The sequence below is a fragment of the Jatrophihabitans sp. genome (assembly GCF_036000465.1).
GTDB lineage: Bacteria > Actinomycetota > Actinomycetes > Mycobacteriales > Jatrophihabitantaceae > Jatrophihabitans.
The window spans coordinates 90184-112169 of the sequence record NZ_DASYFV010000037.1; the positions used below are offsets into that span (position 1 = coordinate 90184).

Genomic DNA, 21986 nt, shown 5'->3' on the forward strand with positions numbered 1-21986 from the left:
CCTACGGCTGAGAGTGCGCTGCGCGCCGCCGGCCGGTCGCCGTCACTGAGAGCCGGCACCCAGGATCCGGCGTTACATTCACGGAGTGCCGACGACGCCCGATCTCGCGCGGGCCACCTTCGTGGCCGACGTCCGCGCCGAGGTCGCCCGCCTGTTCCGCGCGCCCCAGATGGAACTGCGCATCGTCGCGATGAACGCGCTCATGGTGTGCGTGGGTTGGTTCGTGCTGCCGGGCGGGCTCAAGGACTGGCTCTTCGACAACCTGCACGGGCCGATCGCGTTCGCGGTGGTGCTCGAGACCTGGATGATCGGCGACGTCACGTCGACCAACCTGCTCGCGCACGACCGGCCGGCCGCCCTCGACGCCCTGTACGACGGCAGCGTCCGGCGCCTGATGCGGGTCAAGACCGCCGCCCTGGCCACGATCATCGGACCGGTCGGCGCGGCCGCGGCCCTCGTCATCGGCTACGAGCACGGGCGCACGCAGACCGCTCTCGTCGCCGCCCCGCTGTTCCTCGCTCTGCCGTTCGCGGCGATCGCGGTGGCGTCCTGTCTCGGCGTCATCGCCCCGTACCGGCCGCGGTCGCTGCGCTGGCGCTGGGAACGTCGATCGGTGGCGACGCTGCGCTGGGCGTTCCTCGTCCTCGTGCCCTACACGCTGGTGAGCGCGGTCGTCACGGCGCTGATCTTCCCACCGAAGCTGCTGGCCGACGTCGTGACGCACCACGCCCATCGCCTGGCCCACGCCTCGCCCACGACGTTCGGCCTGCTCGCGCTCACCGGCGGCGTGCTCTCGTTCGCCGTGTACACCGGGGCCACGGTGGGCGCCGACCGGCTGGCCCGGCTGCGCCGCACCGCGCTGATCCGGCACCTGCAGGATCCGGAAGCGGCCTAACCGACGCGCAGCGCGCTCGCCTGCTCGGCCAGAGCGGCGATCAACGGCCAGTCACCGCTCGCGAGCGCAGCCGCCGGCGTGAGCCAGGTGCCACCGACACATCCGACGTTCGGCAGCGCGAGGAACTCCGGCGCCGACGCCACGGTGATGCCACCGGTTGGGCAGAAGCGCAGCTGGGGCAGCGGCCCGTGGACGGCCTTGAGCAGCGCCGTGCCCCCGACGGCCGTCGCCGGGAAGAGCTTCGCCTCGGTGATGCCGCGCTCGAGCAGACGCAGCATGTCCGACGGCGTCGCGCAGCCGGCGAGGAACGGCAGGCCGGTGTCCTGCATCGCGTCGAGCAGCCGGTCGGTGCTGCCCGGGCTGACGAGGAACGACGCGCCCGCCTCGCGCGCGGCGAGCGCCTGGGCCGGCGCGCACACCGTGCCCACGCCGACCGCCATCTGCGGCCGCTCGTCGGCGATCGCCCGCACAGCCTCGAGCGCGGCGGCCGAGCGGAGGGTGATCTCGATGATCCGGACGCCGCCGGCCCACAGCGCGTCGGCCAGCGGGACCGCGGTCGCGGCCTCCTCGATCACGACGACCGGCACGACGGGCGACACGTCGAGCAGCGAGCCGACAAGATCCTCGCGGCGCAGCTTCGCTCCGCAAGCGTCGCTCATGCGGCATCTCCTGCCGGGTCGTGCCGCCGGTCGGCAGCGGGTGGATCGGAGGGGCGGGACCAGCCGAAGACGCCGGCCCCCTCATCGGCCGGCCCGACGGCGGCGCGCAGGCCGGCGAACAGCTCGCGCCCGGTGCCGACCCACTCGTCGGCATTCGGCGCGCGACCGGTGACCGGCCGGTGCGCGAGTTCGATCTCGCTGACGTGCAGCGTCAGCTCGCTCGTGCGGCAGTCGAGGGTGATCACGTCGCCGTCGCGCACCCGGGTGAGCGGCCCCCCGACCGCGGCCTCTGGGGTCACGTGGATCGCTGCCGGCACCTTGCCCGACGCTCCGGACATGCGGCCGTCGGTGACGAGCGCGACCCGGTGCCCGCGCCCCTGCAGCACGGCCAGTGCCGGCGTGAGGTTGTGCAGCTCGGGCATACCGTTCGCGGCCGGCCCCTGGTAGCGGACGACGGCGACGAAGTCACGGTCGAGATTGCCGTGCCGGAAGGCGGCGAGCAGCTGCTCCGGGTCGTCGAAGACCCGGGCCGGCGCGGTGACGACCTGGTGCTCGGCCGCGATGGCCGACACCTTGACGACGCCGCGGCCGAGCGCGCCGCTGACGATGCGGATGCCGCCTTCGGCCGCGAACGGGTCGGCGACGGGGCGCAGTACCGAGTCGTCGAGGCTGTGCGGCGTGGCGTCCTGCCAGACCAGCCGGCCGTCGCGCAGCGTCGGCTCCTGCGCGTAGCGCCGCAGCCCGCGACCGGCGATCGTGCGCACATCCTCGTGCAGCAGCCCGGCGTCGAGCAGCTCGCGGATCAGCAGCGCCATGCCACCGGCGGCGTGGAAGTGGTTCACGTCCGCCTCGCCGTTGGGGTAGATGCGGGCGAGCAGCGGGACGACGGCGGACAGCTCGGCGATGTCGTCCCAGTCGAGGACGACGCCGGCCGCGCGGGCGATCGCGACCAGGTGCATGGTGTGGTTCGTCGAGCCGCCGGTGGCCAGGAGTGCGACGCAGCCGTTGACCACGGCCCTCTCGTCGACGACGTGACCGACCGGCGTGTACTCGCCGCCGAGCGTGGTCACAGCGGTGACGCGCGCCGCGGCCGCGCGGGTCAACGCCTCGCGCAGTTCGGTGCCGGGGTTGGGGAAGCTCGCCCCGGGCAGGTGCAGCCCCATGACCTCCATCAGCAGTTGGTTGGAGTTCGCCGTCCCGAAGAAGGTGCAGGTGCCCTCGCCGTGGTACGACGCGGCCTCGGCCTCGAGCAGCGCGGCGCGGTCGACGAGCCCTTCGGCGAACTGCTGGCGCACCCTGGCCTTGTCGCTGTTGGACAGTCCCGAGGTCATCGGGCCGGCCGGCACGAGCACGGCCGGCAGGTGCCCGAAGCTCAGCGCCCCGATGAGCAGCCCGGGCACGATCTTGTCGCAGACGCCGAGCATCAGCGTCGCGTCGAACATGTCGTGCGAGAGCGCGATGGCCGTCGACATCGCGATCACGTCGCGGCTGAACAGCGAGAGCTGCATACCGTCGCGCCCCTGCGTGATGCCGTCACACATGGCCGGCACGCCACCGGCGAACTGGGCGATGCCGCCGGCCTCGATGACCGCGCGCTTGATGATCCGCGGGTAGTTCTCGAACGGCTTGTGGGCCGAGAGCATGTCGTTGTAGGCCGAGACGAGGGCGATGTTGGGCTTGGTCACCCGGCGCAGGTCGGCCTTGTCGACCGGGGCGGCCGCGGCGAAGCCGTGGGCGAGGTTGGCGCAGGCGAGGCGGCCGCGGGCCGGGCCGAGGTCGGCGGCGGCGTCGACGCGGGCGAGGTAGGCCGAGCGGGTGGGACGGCTGCGCTCGACGATCCGCTCGGTGACGTCGTGGACGGTGCGGGATGCGTGGGCGGTGTCGAACGGGTGCGGTGGGGAGGTCATCCGATCGGTTCCTCTCATGCTCGGAGACTCTAACCGAGTTTTGTACTTGAAGTACATAATCATGCACGACGAAAGCAGAATTAGGATCGAATCGTGAATGAACACGCGGAGTCGGACGGGCGGCGGGGCCGATCGCTGAATCCGGCCACCGCCGCGACGGTCTTCCGCCTGATCCGCGAGCGCACCGCGACCTCGCGGGCCGAGCTCGGGCGCCACACCGGGCTCTCCCGCACCGCCGTGGCCGCCCGCGTCACCGCGCTCATCGAGACCGGCCTGGTGCAGGAGGGCGCTCCCCCCGGCTCCTCCAGCGGGGTCGGCCGCCCGGCCGCCCGGCTGGCGTTCGACGCCTCGGCCGGGATCGTGCTCTGCGCCGCGATCGGCCGCAGCCGCACCCAGGTCGGCGTCGTCGACCTCGCCGGCGAGATCGTGGCCGAGACCGAGATCGCCCAGGAGATCGGGCTCGGCCCCGACGAGTTGCTCCCCCGCGTCGTCGGCGCGCTGGCGGAGACGCTGGGCCGGGCCCGGCGCGACGTCGCGGCGGTGAAGGGCGTCGGGGTGAGCATTCCCGGCACGGTCGACCAGGAGCACGGCTGCAGCCTGGACTCGCCGATCATGTCGGGCTGGCACGAGGTGCCGATGGCGCCCTACTTCGCCGAACTCACGCCGGCCACCGTCCACGTCGAGAACGACACGAACGTGATCGCGCTGTCCGAGCGCGACGGCCACCTCGCGACCGCGCCGGACGCACTGATCATCAAGGCCTCGACCGGGTTCGGTGCCGGCATCGTCACCGGTGGCGTCCTGCAGCACGGCGCGCTGGGCGCGGCCGGCGAGATCGGGCACGTGAAGTACCCGCCCGCGAAGGGTCTCGCCTGCCGCTGCGGCGAGACCGGCTGCCTCGAGGCCGTGGCCGGCGGCTGGGCCCTCGTGCGCGACCTGCGGGCCGTCGGCGTCGACGTCGATCACGTCCGCGACGTCGTGACCCTGGCGATGGCGGGCGACCAGCCGGCCCGGCGGGCGGTGCGGCGCAGCGGGCGGCATCTCGGCTCGGTGCTCGCCACCGCGGTCACCCTGCTCAACCCGGCGACGGTGGTGGTGGGCGGCGACATGCAGCCGGCCTACGAGCCCTTCGTCGCCGGCCTGCGCGAGACGCTGTATCGCGACGCGACCCCGATCGCGACCCGCGAGCTGACCATCGTGGCAGCGACGCACGGCGCCCAGGCGGGTCTGCGGGGCTGCGCGGCACTGGCCCTGGACCACGCCCTCGACGACGAGGTGATCAACCGGCTCGCGACGCACGCGGTCGACTGAGGTTTAAGTAGAAGTGGCGGTCGCGTCCGAGCACCAGAGCGACCGCCACCGGCGACTCGGTTCCCCCCGGAATGTCGAGCCGCCTCGGACGCGACCACCGGCGCGAAGGGACGGCAGCGGTCGTATCCGAAGAATCTCGAGCCGCTGCGTTATAACCGCTCGGTGTCAGTTCTACCCCACGATGCCCCGATCTCGCACTGACCGTCCGCTTCTGGCGCAATCCAGACGAGTCCGGCCGGGGCTGCGGTAGACACGTGCGCATGACCCGAACGCTGCGCTCGGCCATCGTCGGCACCGGCTTCATGGGCGACGTGCACGCTCGCGCCGTCCGGGCCGCGGGGGGCACGGTGGCCTGCGTGGCCGGCTCGTCCGCCGAGCGGGCCGAGGCCGCGGCCGGCCGGTTCGCCGCCGAGCGGGCCGCCGCCTCGGCCGCCGACGCGATCACCGCGGCCGACGTCGACCTCGTGCACATCTGCACCCCCAACGCCTCGCACCGCGAACTCGCCGAACTCGCGATCGCGGCGGGCAAGCACGTCATCTGCGAGAAGCCGCTGGCGCTCTCGAGCGGCGACACCGGGGCCCTGCTCGCCGCGGCCGACCGGGCCGGCATCGTGCACGCGGTGCCGTTCGCGTACCGCTTCTACTCGACGGTGCGCACGGCCCGCGCCCGCGTCGCCGGCGGCTACGCCGGTGCGATCCGACTGCTGCACGGGACCTACCTGCAGGACTGGTTGCGCGACGACACCGCGTCGAACTGGCGGGTCGATCCGGCCCTCGGCGGCCGCACCCGCGTCTTCGGCGACATCGGCGTGCACTGGTGCGACCTCGCCGAGTTCGTCTCCGGGCACTGCATCACCCGCCTCGACGCGCAGTTCCTCACCGCGCATCCCGAGCGCGGGCCGCGCGAGGATCGCAGGCGCGTCGACACCGAGGACTGCGTGACCGTCACGTTCCGCACCGACCGCGGCGCCATCGGCACGGTCGTGCTCAGCCAGGTGTCCACCGGGCACAAGAACCGGCTCTGGCTCTCGGTCGAGGGCGACGCGCAGTCGCTGGTGTTCGACCAGGAGAACCCGGAGACCCTCTGGGCCGGTCTCCACGACCGCGTCGAGCTCGTGCCGCGCGCCGCCGGCGACCCGAACCGCTACGACGTCGTGCCGGTCGGCCATCCGCAGGGCTATCAGGAGTGCTTCACCGCGCTCGTCCGCGACGTGCACGACGCGATCGGGGGCGCCGTGCCCGACGGCCTGCCGACCTTCGCCGACGGCCATCGCGCGGCCGTGCTCACCGATGCCGTCGTCCGCTCGGCCACGACCGGCACGAGCGTCGACATCGGCCCGTAGTCGTCACCAGCGGCGCAGCCGCTGCGCGAACTCGTCGCGGCGGGCCCGCAGCTCGGGGCCGGTTCCCCACGCGTAGCCGGCCCGGACGAGCCGGTGCTCGGTGGCCTCGTTGATCCAGGTGGCGGTGAACAGCACCGCGCACGAGCCGGCCACGAATGCGGTCAGCGCGCGCAGGCCGCCCGGCGCGGGCAGGAAGATCGCGATCGCGGCCACCGGCAGGGCGGCCGCGGCCAGGATGCGGGCGAAGTGGCGCAGCACCCACGTCGAGCAGGTCGAGTCGTAGAGCACCCAGGCCTGGTGGCGGGGCGGCAACGGCCCCCAGAGGGCGTACCAGAACCAGTGCAGCGGGTTGGGCCGGATGCGCGGGCCGGCCGCGAGGTCGAGCGATTCGGCGGCGATCTCCCACGCCTCGGTCGACCGGCGGCTGCTCACCCCTCCTTGGTACTCCGGCCCGCCCCCCGCGTCGCGTCGCCGCCGCGACGGTGGGACGGCGCGAGCTCCTCGAAGATCAGCACCGTCTGCGTCGCGCGGACCTCCTTCATGCCCTGCAGGCGGGTGAGGACGAGGTCACGCAGGGAGGCGGCGTCGTGCGTGCGGACGAGCAGGACGATGTCGTGCTCGCCCGAGATCAGCGCGGCGTGCTCGACCTCGGGCATCGCCAGGACCTCGTTGCGCACTCCCACCCAGGCCTGCTGGGTGATGTCGAGGTAGACGTAGGCGGCCAGCCCGAAGCCGAACCGCTCGGGATCGATCGTCGCGGCGTAGCCGGTGATCACGCCGTCGCGCTGCAGCCGCTCGACCCGGGTGTAGGCGTTCGCCCGCGAGATGTGCAGGTCGGCGGCCAGCGCCCGCATCGACATGCGACCGTCGGCGCGCAGCGCCAGAACGATGCGCCGATCGAGGTCGTCGAGGGGCGCCATTCGTCCAGCGGCCGCCGCCCGGTCCGTGCGCACTTCCATCATCCGGCCCTCTTCTACGCCGCGGGGGATCCATTCGTCTCGACCAGAGCACTGTAGCTGGACCATTGGTCGAGTTGGCGAGCAGACTTCGAGGCACGCCCCTGGAAGGACCTCCGTGACCCTGCTCGTCGACGCCGACCGACGCATTCCCGGCGATCACCTGCTGCCGAGCGCCACCCCCCTGCAGCTGATCGCCCCCGACGGGCGCACCGGGGACAACCCCGGACCGCTCGAACTGCCCGGCCCGGCGGTGCTGCGCGACCTGTACCGGCGCATGGTGGTGGGCCGCCGGCTCGACCGCCAGGCGACCGCGCTGACCAAGCAGGGCCGGCTCGCGGTCTATCCGTCCTCGCGCGGTCAGGACGCCTGCGAGGTCGGGTCGGTGCTCGCGCTGCGCGAGCAGGACTGGCTCTTCCCCACCTACCGCGACTCGGTGGCGATCATGACCCGCGGCGTCGACCCCGTCGACGTGCTCGCCCTGCTGCGGGGCGACTGGCACTGCGGCTACGACCCCTACGAGCACCGGGTCGCGCCGCAGTGCACCCCGCTGGCCACGAACACGCTGCACGCGGTCGGGCTCGCCCACGCCGCCCGGCTCAAGCGCACCGACGAGGTCGCGCTCGTGCTCGTCGGCGACGGCGCCACCAGCGAGGGCGACACCCACGAGGCGCTCAACTTCGCCGCGGTGTGGAAGGCCCCGGTCGTCTTCCTCGTGCAGAACAACGGCTACGCGATCAGCGTGCCCCTGGCCAAGCAGACAGCGGCGCCGACGCTCGCGGCCAAGGGCATCGGTTACGGCATCCCGGCGCTGCTGGTCGACGGCAACGACGCCGCGGCGGTGCACGCCGCCGTGCAGCTCGCGGTGGCGCGCGGTGCCGCCGGCGAGGGCCCGACCCTCATCGAGGCGATCACCTACCGCATGGAGGCGCACACCAACGCCGACGACGCCACCAAGTACCGCTCGAACGACGAGGTGCAGGCCTGGCTCGCCCGCGACCCGATCGACCGGCTGGAGGCCTTCCTGCGCGCGGCCGGCGAGCTGGACGACGAGGCCGTCGCCGCCGCGCGGGCCGAGGCCGAGGAGCGCGCCGCCGACCTGCGCACCCGCATGAACGTCGATGTCGACCTCGACCCGGCCGAGCTGTTCGCGCACGTCTACGCCGAGCCGACGAAGAACCTCGACCGCCAGCGGGAGTTCCTGCGGGCCGAGCTGGAGGAGTCCCGATGACCGGCGTGCTGAACCGCCCGGCCCCAACCGGCGCCACCACGCGGCCGGCCGCTCCGGTCACGATGGCCGGCGCGCTCAACGCGGCGCTGGTCGACAGCCTCGCGGCCGACGACCGCGTGCTCGTCTTCGGCGAGGACGTCGGCCCGCTCGGCGGCGTCTTCCGCATCACCGACGGCCTGGCCGCCCGTTTCGGCGACGACCGCGTCTTCGACACCCCGCTGGCCGAGGCCGGCATCCTCGGCACCGCGATCGGCATGGCCATGAACGGCCTGCGTCCGGTCGTCGAGATGCAGTTCGACGCGTTCGCCTACCCGGCCTTCGAGCAGGTCACGAGCCACCTGGCCAAGCTGCACAACCGCACCCGCGGGCGCATTACGCTGCCGGTCGTCGTGCGCATCCCGTTCGGCGGCGGCATCGGTGGCGTCGAGCACCACTGCGATTCGTCCGAGGCGTACTACACGCACACACCGGGCCTGCGGGTCGTCAGCCCGGGCACTCCGGGTGACGCGTATCGCCTGCTGCGCCAGGCGATCGAGTGCCCGGACCCGGTCGTCTTCCTCGAACCCAAGCGACGCTACTGGTCGAAGGAGTCAACTTCCTTGACCATCGACGGGCCGGGCATCGACCGCGCGGTGGTGCGGCGCCCCGGCCGCGACGTCACCCTCATCGCCTACGGCGGCATGGTCGCCACCGCGCTCGAGGCGGCCGAGGCCGCGGTCGAGGACTACTGGGACGTCGAGGTCGTCGACCTGCGCACACTCTCGCCGTTCGACGACGAGACGGTCGTCGAGTCGGTACGCCGCACCGGCCGGGCCGTCGTCGTCCACGAGGCCTCGGGCTTCGGCGGCTACGGCGCCGAGGTCGCGGCCCGCCTCACCGAGCAGTGCTTCCATCACCTCGAGGCGCCGATCCTGCGGGTGACCGGCTTCGACATCCCCTACCCGCAGCCGAAGCTCGAGCAGCACCACCTGCCCAGCATCGATCGCATCCTCGACACCATCGCCCGGCTGCAGTGGGACGACCCGGGCAGCAACCGTGCCTGACTTCCTGCTGCCCGACCTCGGCGAGGGCCTGGACGCTGCCGAGGTCGTCACCTGGCGCGTGCAGGTCGGCGACCGGGTCGAGGTCGACCAGATCGTGGTCGAGGTCGAGACGGCCAAGGCGGCCGTCGAGGTGCCGATCCCGTTCGCCGGCCAGGTCGCGCGGCTGCACGCGGACGCCGGCCAGACCGTCTCCGTCGGGCGACCGCTCATCACCGTCGACGCCGAGGTGCCGGCCGGCTTCCGCGAACCCGGAGTGACCACGCCCGAGCCGACCGGTGAGGAGAGCAGCGGCAACGTGCTCATCGGCTACGGCACGAGCGCGGCCCCACGCCGGGCCCGCCGCGGCTCCCGTCGCACAACCGGCCCGGTGGCGGCACCGGTTCCGGCGGCCACCCCCACCCGATCGGGACCCGTTCCGGTCATCTCGCCGCTGGTGCGCAAGCTGGCCCGCGACGCCGGGGTCGACCTGCACGCCGTCACGCCGACCGGGCCGTGCGGCCTGGTCCGCCGGCACGACGTCGAGCAGCTGCTCAACACCCCGGCGAGCGCAACCGCGTCACCCGACACCCGGATCCCGCTGCGCGGCCGGCGGCGCGTGATGGCCGACGCGCTCAGCCGCTCACGCCGGGAGATCCCCGAGGCGACGGTGTGGGTCGACGTCGACGCCACCGAGCTGCTCGCCGCGCGCCGGGTGCTCAACGCCCGCGACGCCGGCCGGCCGGTCAGCCTGCTGGCACTGCTGGCCCGCTTCGCCGTGCTCGCGCTGAGCCGCTACCCCGAGCTGAACGCGCGGGTCGACGCCGACGAGATCGTGCTGTTCGACCACGTGCACCTCGGCTTCGCGGCCCAGACCGACCGGGGCCTCGTCGTGCCGGTCGTCCGCGATGCGCAGACCCTCTCGACGCGCGACCTGTCGGCCGCGCTGGCCTCCCGCACCGCCGCGGCCCGCGCCGGCACGCTGGCCCCGGCCGACCTCACCGGCGGCACGTTCACGGTGAACAACTACGGCGTGTTCGGCGTCGACGGTTCGGCCGCGATCATCAACCACCCGGAGGTCGCGATCCTCGGCATCGGCCGCATCATCGACCGCCCGTGGGTCGTCGACGGCGAGCTCACCGTGCGCAAGGTCAGTCAGCTGACGCTCGCCTTCGACCACCGCGCGTGTGACGGCGGCACCGCCGGCGGCTTCCTGCGCTACGTCGCCGACTGCGTCGAGGCGCCGATCACTGCGCTCGGCGAGCTCTAGTCCGGCTCGGGCGGTGACGCCGCGCGCCAGAGCTTGGCCCGCAGGTGCGGTTCGGGCAGCGCGTTGACCGCCAGCCGCAGCAGGTCGTGCTCGACGTCGGCGTCGTGGCGCGAGAGGGCATCGGAGAGGTAGCGGCCGACTCTCGGCAGGAACGACGGCAGCGCCGGCTCGGTGGCCGCCGACGAACCGACGAAGGCGAGCACGGCGTCGAGGCCCTGGGCCAGCACGTCACCGTCGCGCATGGTCGCGCGCATCGAGGCGAAGTCGGTCTCCAGCGCCGCGTCGATCTGCCCCTGCACCCACGGCAGCCGGTCCCAGCCGTCGTCGAGCTCGAGCTCCTCGGCGATGATCGCGATGGTCAACTCCTTCACGTCGGCGTCGGCCAGACCGAGGACCCGGGCCAGGTTCGCGAGCCCGCACAGCCGGCCCCACATCCAGTCCCAGTCGCGCCACTCCGGTGCCCCGAACGCGGCGAAGTGGCTCAGCCGCGTGCCGTAGAGGATCTTGCCCGCCGAGGCACCGGGCCGCGTCAACGCGGTCCGGTAGTGCAGGTCCAGCGGTGGCGGTGGGGCGTCGAGCCCGAGGCGGTCGAAGGAGAAGATCGGCCGGGCCCGCTCGCTCGGCAGCGACCCGGCCCCGTTGCTGACCTCGATCGCCAGCCCGGCGCACAGCACGTCGGCCGGCGTCACCCCGGCGCCGAGGTAGGTGGCGTAGCTGGTGACCGCCTTCGTCACGAACGGTTCGAGATGCCCCGGCACGTCCAAAGCGGTGTAGGTGTCGTCAAGCTGCTTGACGATCGCGTCATCGCCGATGTCGTTGCCCTGCGCGGCGGCGACCAGCGGGGCCAGTGCCTCGACGAGGTGGTCGTCGACCGCCCGCCCGACCGCCGCGACGTGCGCGATCGCCGACGACAGGTCGGCCCGCGCCGTGTCGGCGCCGGCGCTCTCGCGCAGCGAGCGCAGCATCACCCGCAGCACCCGCTCGGTCGGGTCGACGCCCCACTGCCACCCGCCGGCCGGGTCGGCCCCGGCGGCGGCCGGGAAGTCGGGCAGCCACGGCCGCGGCCCCGGCCAGTCCGGCGCTCCCGTGTCATCGACGGTGGGCTCGAGGTAGCCCCCGAAGGAGCGGGCCAGCAGGTCGCGCACCTGGTACAGCGCGCTCGAACGCGAGGTCTGCCGGTACAGCGGCATCACGCTCGTCGACACCTGCCGGGCCGCGGCGACGAGCCCGAGCGCCTCCTCGGTCAGCGCGCCCACGCCTGTCACCGCGGTCATCTGTCGGAACCGCTGCACGTCGAACGACGCCCGGCCGAAGCGGATCGTGCGGTGCAGCCGCTCGATGTCGTCGCGGAAGTCCGACTCGCGGGGCAGGTTCAGCGCCGACAGCACCACCGACGTCCACGGCGGCGGCACCGGTTCACCGTCGGCGGCCGGGTCGGCCGCGTGCGCGACCTCCTTGCCCAGTTCGGCCTCCTCGGCCGAGGGCACGACGTAGACGAGGGTGCGCTGCCACTGGCCGGACACGTGCTGGGCCTCGATGGCGTCGAGCACCGGGTCGAACGGCGAGTTGTCGAGGATGCCGCCGTCGGCGAGCCACTCGAGCCGGGGCGAGGTCTCCCAGTCGGGGAACACCCGCTGCGCCCGCAGCAGCGCCGACTCGTGCTGCGGCTCGAACGCCGCCGGGAACGACGCCGACGCCCGGCCGGCCGTGGCCAGCGGCTCGGGCGAGGTGAAGTCGTCGACGGCCGTCCCGGGCTCGAAGGCCCAGGCCCCGCCGGCCGCCACGAACCGGGGTGCCCCCGCGTTGCGCGCGAACCGGAACCGGCGCCGGTGGTCGGCCTCGAGGAACGGGCGCCCGTCGGAGTCGGTGACCGGCCGGGCCGACGAGCCGAGCGCGGTGGCGGTGACGATGAGGGTCACGTCGCGGCCGTCATCGGGGTCGCCGGCGGTGAGCGTGCCGAGGATCTTGCCGATCTCGTCCTTGAAGTACGCCCCGTTCATCAGCGACCGGATGCGGTCGCGCGGGGTGAACAGGGCCTCGGTCGACATCTGGGCGCTGTCGTGCCACAGCTGTTTGAGCGGGGCGAGGTCGGTGCCGCGGGCGATGGCGGTGGCGAGCAGCACCCCGTTCAGGCCGCCCGCACTCGTGCCGGCGATGACGTCGACGGTGAGCCGCACCCCGGCGTTCGTTAGCGCCTGCGTCCACAACTCGTGCGCGCGCCGGCGACCGGCACTGGCGTCGCCGGGCGGCGCGATGCCGTTCGAGGCTCGGCGGGCCGCGTCGATCTCGCGGGCCACGCCGCCCATCCACACCGCCAGGCTGACGCCGCCGTTCATGACCAGCGCCAACCGATGCTCCACGGACTCAGCGGCGCCCGCCGGATCCGTACCCCCTGGTTGGATCATGCTGCTGGATGATCCAGGTCGCCGGGGCCGCTCGGCAAGGGCCGACGGGCCCCGATGCCGCGGGGCTACCCGGGCCCGGCGGCCGCGGGCTGCCGTGCGAGCACGGCGTCGAAGGCGAGCGCGACGATGTCGATGCAGGTGGCGGTCGGGATGAGCGTGCTGTCGAGCTGCAGGTCGAACAACGCGCAATCGTCGATGTCGCGGCCGTAGAGGCGGCGCACGTAGTGCGCGCGGGCCTTGTCGACCTGCGGCAGCCGTTCGGCCGCAGTGGCGGCGTCGATCCCCTCGACCCGCGCCGCGTGCGCGATGCGCCGGTCCTTCGGGCCGTAGAGCCGCACCGTCAGCACCCCGGGCTCGCCGTGCAGGGCGGCCGCGCCGCCGCGGCCCAGGATCACCGCGCCGGCGGGCAGCGCCGCGCGCATGATCCGCTCGGCCGACTGGCGGAACACCTGGTCGTTGTCGGCGATGAGGGCGGCGTCGATCGCGGCGTCCTCGTCGGAGCTCACGACCGCGCCGGACATCGCGGCCAGCGGGCCGAAGAACTTCTCGACGAAGCCGCGCTTCTGCGTGCCCTCCTCGGCCTCGTCGACGGTCACGTTGAGCTGCTGCGCCACCAGCGAGCTGATCGCCCGGTCGAGCAGTCGGAAACCGAGACGGTCGGCCAGGCCCTTGGCGACCTGGCTGCCCCCGGCGCCGTATCCCGCGGACACCGTGATTGCCGGCATGACCCTCCCTGGTTCGACACGTGCCCGGGCCCCCGGCGTCCAGAACATCACGTTCGAGCGCTTCGAGGGAACAGGCGCACCGCGCCGCCTCGACTCACCCGGGCCGGCGCCGCCCCGCGACGACCACCACGGCGGCGCCTCCGACCAGCAGTGCCCCGGCCAGGCCGAGCAGCCCCGCGACGTCGGCCCCGGTGATGGCCGGCCCGGCGGTCTGTCCCCCGATGCCACGGCCCGGGCTCGCCGGCGGACGCGACCTGCTGCCGCCGGCGATCCCGCTGCCCGCTCCCTTGCCGACGACGGTGAAGTCGACGACGACGAGCAGGGGCACGCGGGCTGCGACCGCGGCGCCACCGGCCGGGGCGGGTGACCGCCGCGCCGGGCCGGCGTCGTCCGGCGCCGGTCCGCTGAACAGCAGGTGGTAGCGCCCCACCCGGTCCGGGGCGCGGTAACGGACCCGGACGCGGCCGTGCCGATCGGCCACCAACCGGACGGACGTCGTCGCCCCGGCGAGTTGCTCCCAGACCTCGGCCCCGCCCCGGAAGCCGGCGGCGCCGACGACGAACGACTCGTTCGGCGTGACCGTGCGCGACGACGTCGCGGCGGCGGCGTCCCCCGCGTAGAGGGCGGCGGCCGACACCGCGATCACCGCGCCGCTCCGGCGCAGCATCAACCGAAGCGACCGTTGACGTAGTCCGACGTCCGCGGATCCCGGGGACTGCCGAAGATCTGGTTCGTCGGACCGTGCTCGACGATGCCGCCGGGCGTGCCCTGCTCGGCGAGGAAGAACGCGCAGTGGTCGGACACCCGCGCCGCCTGCTGCATGTTGTGCGTGACGATGACGATCGTCACCTGGGCGACGAGTTCACCGATCGTCTCCTCGATGACCCGGGTCGAGGTCGGGTCCAGCGCCGAGCACGGCTCGTCCATGAGGAGCACGCGCGGCCGGACGGCGAGGGACCGGGCGATGCACAGCCGCTGCTGCTGACCGCCCGAGAGGGCACCGCCAGGCTGGTCGAGCCGGTCCTTCACCTCGCGCCACAGACCGGCGCGGGTCAGCGACTCCTCGACGAGCTCCTCCTTCGCCGCGCGGTTGACGCGCACCCCGGTGAGCTTGAGCCCGGCGAGCACGTTCTCGGCGATACTCATGGCCGGGAAGGGGTTCGGCTTCTGGAACACCATCCCGATCGCCCGGCGGGCGTCGGTGAGCCGGCGCCCGGCCGCGTAGATGTCGTCGCCGTCGAGGCGCACCTCGCCGGCCATCCGCGCGGACGGGACCAGCTCGTGCATCCGGTTGAGGATGCGCAGGAAGGTCGACTTGCCGCACCCGGACGGCCCGATGAGCGCCGTCACCTGCCCGGCCGGCATCAGCAGCGACACGCGGTCGAGCACCTTCCGCTCGCCGAACCAGGCCGAGACCGCGATCGCGTCGATCTCGGCCAGCTGACCCTCCGCCGCGGGGTTCCGGTGGGGCGCCTCGTCGAGCACGTCCGGGGCGATCACGTCGACTTCACCACGAGGGTGACGGAGTACCCGGCCAGCACGGTCGACGTCGCCGGCTTGTACACGCGGAACGTGTACGTGGCCACGGAGGTCAGCGTGATCGGCAGGACGTAGCCGGTGGCCACCCGGCCGTTCGGCAACCGCTGGCCCTTGATGACCGCCGTCGTCGAGAGGGCGTGCCACGCGCGGCTGTAGTACCGCTGCAGGTAGACCCGCTGGCCCGTCCCGACCGGGCCGACGGTGCCGTAGAAGCGCACGGTCGAGCCGTGGCGGACGGTCGAGGCGGTCTTCGCCGCCGACACCACCTGGCTGACCGTCACCGGCTTGACCAGGGAGTTGACCGCCTTGCGCGTCGCGCTGCCGCCGTAGCGGAGGTAGAACTGGGTCAGGCCCGTCATCGGCACGGCGAGGCTCACCGCCCCGGCCGAGGTGGTCGTCAGCGTCCGGTACGCCGAGTAGGCGCTCGCCGGCGCCACGCGGCGGTAGAGCACGACCGGGGCGCCGGCGACGACAGCCCGGGTCGTCGCGTCGACGAGAGTCCCGGAGACCACCGCGCTCGCCCCGTAGCGCACTGTGGTGGGCGCCGCGACGGACAGCATCGACGTGTCGGCAACCGGGACCACCGCCGCGGACGACGCCGAGTAGGCGCCGGTGCCGCCCGAGTTGATCGCCGCGACCTGGAAGACGTAGGACACGCCGTTGGTGAGACCGGTGATCAGCTGCGATGTCGCGGTGCTCGTGTGGAACGCCGACGACGCGGGCACGAAGGCGCCGCCGTCGGCCGAGTACCGGACGTCGTAGCCGGTGATGGAACCGCCGCCGTCGCTCGCCGGCGCGGTCCACGACACGGTGGCCGCGGTGTTGCCCGCGGTGGCGTTGACGGCCGTCGGTGCGCCGGGCGCGACGGCCGCCGCCGGGTAGACCTGGGTCCAGGTGTGGGCCACCGGGTCGATCAGCAGGTCGGCGTCGGCGTACTGCGCGCTCTGCTGGTTGTTCGCGTCGGCGGTGCGCAGCCGGATCTGCACGACATTCGCGTACCCGGGCGTCGCGCTCTTCGTGACGATGGATTCGAAGTCGTCGAGCGAGAGGTCGCCGCCGGCCGCCGTGGCCACCGGGTGGGTCTGGCTCAGCGCGTTGATGTCGGCCGGAGCGGTCGACGTCGGGTACGCGGTGAATTTGGCCGCGGCCAGCAGGCGGTACCAGAACGGCGTCGTCGTCGTCGAGTCCGGGTTGGCGTAGTACAGCGCCGCGGACGTGTCGCCCGCCCGCACGGTCGAGCCGGCCACCGCATAGGTCGCGAACGGCGAGTCGGCCGAGTTGCCCGACGTGACGACGTTGCCACTCGCGTCGTAGAAGGTCAGCGTGGCGACCGCGTTGCCGGTGTCGGGTTCCCACGGCGGGGTGCTGACAGCCGCGCCGGCCGGGCTGGTGACGAGCAGGGCGCCGACCGCGCTGGTGAGCGCGGCGGTCGCGATGGCTCTTCTCAGGCCAGTCCTCATGAGCTGGCTACTTCCTTTCGATCGGTGTGACACCGGCGGCCGCGCCGCCAGGCTTCGGGTGGGCCCGGCCCCGGACCGTGAGACCCAACAGCACGGTCAGCACGGCCACGAGGGCGAGCAGGGCCCAGACCACCCACGACATCGACGTGTCGTGCGGCAGCGCCTTCGATTCGGCGACCGGGCTCGCCCGGGCGGGACCCGCGCCGGTGGTCGGCGCGCTGCCGCCGGGGACGGACGGGGTCGCCGTCGCGCTCGCCGGGCCGGCCGTCATCGGGTGCGGGCCGCCTGCCGCCACCACGACCTGGGCCGGATCGGGCCGTCGGGGTGCCGCGTCGCTGCGGGGCAGCGCGCCGGTGAGGATCGCCACCGACTTCCCCTGACTCGCGCCGCACGCGACGGTGCCGCCGGCCACGACCCGCCAGCTGCGTCCGATGACCTGGATCGTCGTGGTCGGGTAGGTCGCGCTGTACAGGCCGAAACCGGCCTTGCCCCAGTACACGCGCAGCACGAACAGCCCGTTCTGCCGCGGCGGGTACAGCGTCATGATGTCGGCGAGGCTGGCGTCGCCGTAGCTGCTCTGCACTGCCGGCAGCTTCGGCGTCGAGTAGAACGAGGCCGCCGAGAGCGCCATGCCGCTCCAGTACGCCGGCTCCACGCCGGGGCGGGGTTGGTAGATGTTCAGCACCGCATTCTCGCCGCTGCCCTGGAACTCCTTCGGCGGCGCCGCGGTGGCGACGGCCTTCCAGATGAACGGCCGGGCGTCGATGCTGCCGCCGGTCACGTTCTGGCCCCTCTCGTTGCACAGGCCGATGTAGCCGTGCGCCTTCGGGTCGGTGCTCGGCCCGGGCAGGGCGGAGGCGGCGGCCGGGCCCGAACCGGCCATGACCGCGAGGGCGAGGAACGCGCCGACGGCCCCGCGGGCGGCGAGGCGGGCTCGTAGCGATGTCACGGGGATCAGTCCTTCGTCGCCAGCGCGGGTGCAGGCGGTCGGCCCGCGTCGGGCGCGGACGGGACGGGGTGCGCGCGCCGGTGGCGGCGTTGCCGGAGTGCGCCCGCGACGGCGAGCGCGAGGAGCGCGAGCAGTCCCAGCAGGCTCCACGGGACGGCGCGGAAGCTCGTCTGCCGGCTCACCGGGTCGAGCGCGGGATCGGCCGCCGTGGCGAGGCCGGCCGGGTGCACGCTCACCCGGGCGTGCATGAAGATCTCGGGCCACACGTCGTGGACGGTCAGCCTGACCGGGTAGTCGCCGCCCGGGATCAGCACCGGCACGGCGGCGACGGCACTCAGGGCGCCGGCGGCGCCGAACAGTCCGGTGACGGTCACCGCCTGCTTTCCGCCGAGATTGATGTTGCCGCTGTTGCGGACCCGGAAGGAGATGCTCACGCTGCCGGAGCCGAAGGGGTTGAGCGTGCCGTGGTAGTCGGCCACCAGGTGCTCGATGCGCAGTCCGGGCTGCAGCGGTCCGCTGACCCGGATCAGCGTGCGGAGAGCGACCCGCTGTTCGAAGTCGACGTCCTCCCCGCTCCGGCTGCGCACCCTCGAGGTGACCGACACGACGATGCCGGCGATGTGGTCACCTGGCGTCGCGTTCGCCGGGACGTGCACGCTGATCGGCAGCACGTGCGAGGAGCGCGGCCGGAGGGTGAGCGTCGTGGTGTTGCGTGGCAGCGTGATCCAGGTGCCGGCGTCGGGGCCCGGATCGGCCTTCGGCTCGTACCCGATCCGGCCGTCCGCGCCGCTCACGCCGTCGGCCGTGTACAGGCTGACCGTCAGCGGCTTCGCACCGAGATTCACGACCGCGATGTGGTCCGCCGTCTCGCCCTTCGGCGACGACACGTAGTTCAGGAACGGGCGACCGTCGATGCCGTGGGTGTTGGCCGGCCCGATGCCGAAGGCCGCGGGCGACGCCGGTGTCGCCGGCCGGGCCGAGGCCGGGGCGATGCTGCCGCAGACGAGGGACAGCGCCAGCAGCAGGCCGGCGAGACCGCGAGCCACCGAGCTCCGGCGCGCGCTCTCGGGCTTGGTCGACATGCCAGTCAGCCAATCTTTCGGACGGGACGGCGCAACGAACCGAAGGTGAACAAGGGACCTACGAGCTGGGGCGGCCGGTGGATGACCGGCCGCCCCACTCGTCGTACTGCTGGCGGCTAACCCACCGTGAAGGTGATCGTTCCGCCGAACGTGCCGGCCTCGGTCGAGGTCGGGGCGTTCAGCGTGACGGTGCCCTTGACGGAGACGGTGCCGAGACCCTTGTCCACCGAGAAGACGGTGTGCGGGGTCGGGCCACCGAGGCCGAGCGAACCGGTGTCACCCGGAGTGACCGCGTTCGCGGCCGGGTTGTCGGTCGGCGTCACGGTGCCGACGAACGCGTTGCCCGGGGTTGCGTGCAGCGTCGTCAGACCGAGGTTCTGGGCGTTGATCGTGCTGCCCGCGTTGCCCTTGCCGTCGCTGAGCGCCGAGGCGAGTGCCGACACCGTGTAGCCGAGGCCGCCGGAGCGGGTGTCGGTCACCACGATGCTGTCGAAAGTGGCGCTGCCCGTGAACCTGGTCGCACCGGCGTCGAGCGCCAACGTGCCCAGGTCGAGCGGGTGAGCGCTCGTGTACGGGGTGGCGATGACCAGGGTGCCGACCGGCACGGTGGCCTGGACGTTCGACGTCGACGTGCACGCCGAGCCGGTCTGCGCGCACGCCCCCTGGAGGGGCGCCTGCGTCAGGAAGCTCTGCGCGGCCGACTGCGAGGCTGCGTACACGGTGTTGTCGGTCGGGGTGAACTTGGCGACGACCGAGTGCCCACCGGCGGCGAAGCCGGTCGGCAGGCCGAGGGTGTAGACGCCGCTCGATCCCGGCACCGGTGACGCGTTGAGCGCCGTGCTCGCCCCGTTGTCGTAGAAAGACACCGTGCCGGCGTTGTTCGGCGTCGAGCCCGGCCCGGTGACGGTTGCGGTGAGGGTGGCCGCGTCGCCCGCGACGCCGTCCTGGTTGACGGCGAGGGTGGTCGACGTCGCGGTCGCCGGCGGGTTCACCACGAGCGTGGCGGTTCCGGTCGACGCCGCGAACGACGTGTCGGTCGGGGTGAAGACCGCGCTGAGGCTGTGCGATCCGGTGGTCAGCGACGACGTCTGGGTCGTGGCGACGCCGGTGGTCGCGGTGACCGCGACCGCGCTGCCGAGGTTCGTCGTGCCGTCCTTGAACTGCACCGAGCCGGCCGTCTTGGGCGTCTCGGTGGCGGTCAGCGTGACCTGCTGGCCCGAGGTCGCCGGGCTGGGTGCCGCGGTCAACGTCGTGCTCGTCGCCGTCAGGGGCGTCGGGTAGATCTGTGTCCACGTGTTGGTCGCCGGGTCGACCGAGACGTCGGCGACGTCGTACGGCACGCCCAGCTGGTTGGCCGTGTTCGCCGTCCGCATGCGGACCTGTACGACGTTCTGGTAGCCGGCCACCGTGGTCGGCGTGACCAGGCCCTCGAAGTCGGACAGGTCGAGATCACCCGAGGATCCGGTGTTGACGGGCTTGCTCTGGCTCAGGGTCTGGATGCTCGCCGGCCCGCTGGTGACGGGGTAGGGCGTCACGTTGCCGACCAGGATCCGGTACCACGTGGTGGGGTCGGCCGTGGTCGGGTTCGCGAAGTAGAGCGCGGCCGACGTGTCTCCCGCACGCACCGGAACGCTGCCGGCCACGTACGCCGCGAACGGTGCGGCGAGGGTGGACCCTGAGGTGATCTGGTTGCCGGACGCGTCGTAGAACGACAGCGTGCCGACCGACGATGCGTCGGGCTCCCACGGCGGGGTGGTGGCCGCATTCGCGGCCCCCGCCCCGAGCGTGAGCATCGCCGCGGACGTGGCGATCGTGGCGAGTGCCGCGACCCCCGCGCGCTTGCTGGTCAGAGTGCGCATGATGTGAAGACGTTCCCTTCCGTGAATGTCGGGTTGTCGACTAGCAGGTGGTCGGGTTGGTCAGGCAGTCCTTGAACAACGGGGTGAAACCGGCCTGCTGGATCTGCGACTTGCCGTTGGCCGAGCGGAACGCGCTCACCGGGCTGGTGATGATCGTCGCGACCGCGTTGGCGGCCGCGCCGGGCTCGAAGGGCGTGGTGCTGGTGACGTCGGTCTGCCGCGCGACGACGTACATGCCGCGCACAGTGCTGAAGTTCGCCGTCCCGTTGCCGTCGGCGGTGCCCGAGGTGATCGCCAGGTAGTTCGGCGTATAGGCGCCGGCGGTCAGCGAGCTGTTGCTGCCGGTGCCGGCGTAACCGACCCCGTTGGCGAAGTAGCCGGCGTTGATCATGGCGAGCTTGCCGGTCGAGAACGGCTCGATCGCGTCGGCCGAGCTCGAGTCGGCGTAGACGCCGGTGGGGTCGTGCTCCTGCACCGTCCGGACGCAACTGCCGGGCGTGACCGGGGCGCCGAGGCCGGTGTCGGTCGCGATCTGGGCCAGGAAGAAGTTGCGCGTCCCGGAGCCCGACTGCGGGATCAGCGGGTGGATGGTGGCGGTGCTGCCGCCCGCGTTGCCCGGCAGCTGGTTCCAGGCGGTCTTGGCGCAGGTGTAGATGTCGACGAGGTCCTGCGACGACAGCGCCGCCGGGCCGTTGTAGGCCGACGCCTGGTGGACGATCGTCAAGGTGTCGGTTGCGACCTGGTAGACGTGCAGGGCGCCGCAGCCGGACGCGTTGGCGTTGCAGTTGCTGATCTCGGTCGAGTTCGGGAGCCGCGACATGCGGGCGAACTGGATCGAGCCGGTCGGCAGGCCCTTGTAGCCGGTGCCCCCGGCCGAGTCGCTGATCAGGGCCGCGACACCGGCGCCGGAGCCGTTCGGGCGGATGACCGGTTTGGTGCCCGCCCGGAGGACGACGCTGCCGGCCAGGGCGTTCGGCGCCAGGTTGTTCGTGGCGTTGCAGAACTGACCCAGACCGGTGGAGTCGGCGGCACCGCAGGTGCCGTCGTAGGGCAGGCGGCCGTTCGCGTCGCCGGTGGCGAACACGTTCACGATCCGGTTGGCGTTGCCGGCGGTGTTGAAGCCACCCGCCACGCCCGGGGAACCGTCGAAGGCGAAGTCCGCAGCGTTCTGAACGGTGTCGGACCCGACGACGACGGCGTCGCCGCCGACCGCGCCGGTGTCGGCGCTCGCCGGCAGGGCGAGGGCGATCGAGGCGACCGATGCGGCGATGACGCCCGCGGCCACCCCGATCTTGCTGAGCACGTGCATGAGGACCCCTTCCAAGGGATGTGCGACTTGACGACGCGAATCCTCAGAGGGCCGTGTGACACCCGTG

General features: G+C 73.0%; 19 protein-coding genes. 6 read left to right on the forward strand and 13 right to left on the reverse strand.

Going from position 1 to position 21986, the window contains the following annotated elements; translation table 11 throughout:
* The first annotated feature begins 85 nt into the window (after window positions 1-85).
* A complete protein-coding gene (locus tag VGN18_RS12590) occupies window positions 86-895 on the forward strand; it encodes a hypothetical protein (RefSeq protein WP_327540041.1) in 810 nt (269 codons plus the stop codon).
* Here VGN18_RS12590 and eda read toward each other — a convergent pair.
* Both eda and edd read right to left on the reverse strand, forming a co-directional pair.
* Complete coding sequence (gene eda / locus VGN18_RS12595; protein ID WP_327540042.1) at window positions 892-1554, reverse strand: bifunctional 4-hydroxy-2-oxoglutarate aldolase/2-dehydro-3-deoxy-phosphogluconate aldolase; 663 nt, start codon at window positions 1552-1554, stop codon at window positions 892-894. The two genes, VGN18_RS12590 and eda, sit on opposite strands and share 4 nt — an antisense overlap.
* Window positions 1551-3461 carry a phosphogluconate dehydratase gene (gene edd / locus VGN18_RS12600; protein ID WP_327540043.1) on the reverse strand — a complete coding sequence of 637 codons (1911 nt, stop codon included), beginning with the start codon at window positions 3459-3461 and terminating at the stop codon, window positions 1551-1553. The genes eda and edd overlap by 4 nt, the downstream gene beginning before the upstream one ends.
* A gap of 93 nt (window positions 3462-3554) precedes the next feature.
* On the opposite strand from edd, the gene VGN18_RS12605 reads away from it, so the two are divergent.
* A complete protein-coding gene (locus VGN18_RS12605; protein ID WP_327540044.1) occupies window positions 3555-4772 on the forward strand; it encodes an ROK family transcriptional regulator in 1218 nt (405 codons plus the stop codon).
* A gap of 260 nt (window positions 4773-5032) precedes the next feature.
* The gene (locus VGN18_RS12610; RefSeq protein WP_327540045.1) at window positions 5033-6115 is read left to right on the forward strand and encodes a Gfo/Idh/MocA family oxidoreductase; all 1083 of its coding nucleotides are present in this window, start codon (window positions 5033-5035) and stop codon (window positions 6113-6115) included.
* Between the two features lie 3 nt (window positions 6116-6118).
* Here VGN18_RS12610 and VGN18_RS12615 read toward each other — a convergent pair whose 3' ends face one another.
* Window positions 6119-6547, reverse strand: a complete 429-nt coding sequence (locus VGN18_RS12615; protein ID WP_327540046.1) for a DUF5313 family protein — start codon at window positions 6545-6547, stop codon at window positions 6119-6121.
* Window positions 6544-7035, reverse strand: coding sequence for an Lrp/AsnC family transcriptional regulator (locus VGN18_RS12620; protein ID WP_327540047.1), 492 nt, complete (start codon window positions 7033-7035; stop codon window positions 6544-6546). Before VGN18_RS12620 ends, VGN18_RS12615 begins: the two co-directional genes overlap by 4 nt.
* Window positions 7036-7189: 154 nt before the next feature.
* Here VGN18_RS12620 and pdhA point away from each other — a divergent pair, with 154 nt between their 5' ends.
* The 3 genes from pdhA to VGN18_RS12635 all read left to right on the forward strand — a co-directional run bounded on the left by pdhA (window position 7190) and on the right by VGN18_RS12635 (window position 10591).
* Window positions 7190-8302 (forward strand): pyruvate dehydrogenase (acetyl-transferring) E1 component subunit alpha, encoded by a 1113-nt coding sequence (gene pdhA / locus VGN18_RS12625; RefSeq protein WP_327540048.1) that lies wholly within the window; start codon window positions 7190-7192, stop codon window positions 8300-8302.
* A 62-nt stretch (window positions 8303-8364) separates the two neighbouring features.
* Window positions 8365-9345, forward strand: coding sequence for an alpha-ketoacid dehydrogenase subunit beta (locus VGN18_RS12630; RefSeq protein WP_349259902.1), 981 nt, complete (start codon window positions 8365-8367; stop codon window positions 9343-9345).
* On the forward strand, window positions 9338-10591 hold the full coding sequence (locus tag VGN18_RS12635; RefSeq protein ID WP_327540050.1) for a dihydrolipoamide acetyltransferase family protein: 1254 nt from the start codon (window positions 9338-9340) through the stop codon (window positions 10589-10591). The genes VGN18_RS12630 and VGN18_RS12635 overlap by 8 nt, the downstream gene beginning before the upstream one ends.
* Here VGN18_RS12635 and VGN18_RS12640 read toward each other — a convergent pair.
* The 9 genes from VGN18_RS12640 to VGN18_RS12680 all read right to left on the reverse strand — a co-directional run bounded on the left by VGN18_RS12640 (window position 10588) and on the right by VGN18_RS12680 (window position 21919).
* On the reverse strand, window positions 10588-12951 hold the full coding sequence (locus VGN18_RS12640) for a DUF3376 domain-containing protein (RefSeq protein ID WP_327540051.1): 2364 nt from the start codon (window positions 12949-12951) through the stop codon (window positions 10588-10590). The genes VGN18_RS12635 and VGN18_RS12640 overlap by 4 nt on opposite strands.
* Before the next feature lie 110 nt (window positions 12952-13061).
* On the reverse strand, window positions 13062-13721 hold the full coding sequence (locus VGN18_RS12645; protein WP_327540052.1) for a cytidylate kinase-like family protein: 660 nt from the start codon (window positions 13719-13721) through the stop codon (window positions 13062-13064).
* A gap of 94 nt (window positions 13722-13815) precedes the next feature.
* Entirely contained in the window at window positions 13816-14388 is a 573-nt protein-coding gene (locus tag VGN18_RS12650; RefSeq protein ID WP_327540053.1) for a hypothetical protein, read from the reverse strand.
* Window positions 14388-15161 (reverse strand): phosphate ABC transporter ATP-binding protein, encoded by a 774-nt coding sequence (locus VGN18_RS12655; RefSeq protein ID WP_327540102.1) that lies wholly within the window; start codon window positions 15159-15161, stop codon window positions 14388-14390. Before VGN18_RS12655 ends, VGN18_RS12650 begins: the two co-directional genes overlap by 1 nt.
* 56 nt (window positions 15162-15217) lie before the next feature.
* Window positions 15218-16720, reverse strand: a complete 1503-nt coding sequence (locus VGN18_RS12660) for a fibronectin type III domain-containing protein (protein WP_327540054.1) — start codon at window positions 16718-16720, stop codon at window positions 15218-15220.
* A gap of 7 nt (window positions 16721-16727) precedes the next feature.
* Window positions 16728-17669 (reverse strand): hypothetical protein, encoded by a 942-nt coding sequence (locus VGN18_RS12665; RefSeq protein WP_327540055.1) that lies wholly within the window; start codon window positions 17667-17669, stop codon window positions 16728-16730.
* Window positions 17670-17674: 5 nt separating this feature from the next.
* A complete protein-coding gene (locus VGN18_RS12670) occupies window positions 17675-18751 on the reverse strand; it encodes a hypothetical protein (RefSeq protein WP_327540056.1) in 1077 nt (358 codons plus the stop codon).
* A 116-nt stretch (window positions 18752-18867) separates the two neighbouring features.
* A complete protein-coding gene (locus tag VGN18_RS12675) occupies window positions 18868-20610 on the reverse strand; it encodes an Ig-like domain repeat protein (RefSeq protein WP_327540057.1) in 1743 nt (580 codons plus the stop codon).
* Between the two features lie 40 nt (window positions 20611-20650).
* Window positions 20651-21919 carry a substrate-binding domain-containing protein gene (locus VGN18_RS12680; protein ID WP_327540058.1) on the reverse strand — a complete coding sequence of 423 codons (1269 nt, stop codon included), beginning with the start codon at window positions 21917-21919 and terminating at the stop codon, window positions 20651-20653.
* Window positions 21920-21986 lie beyond the last annotated feature (67 nt).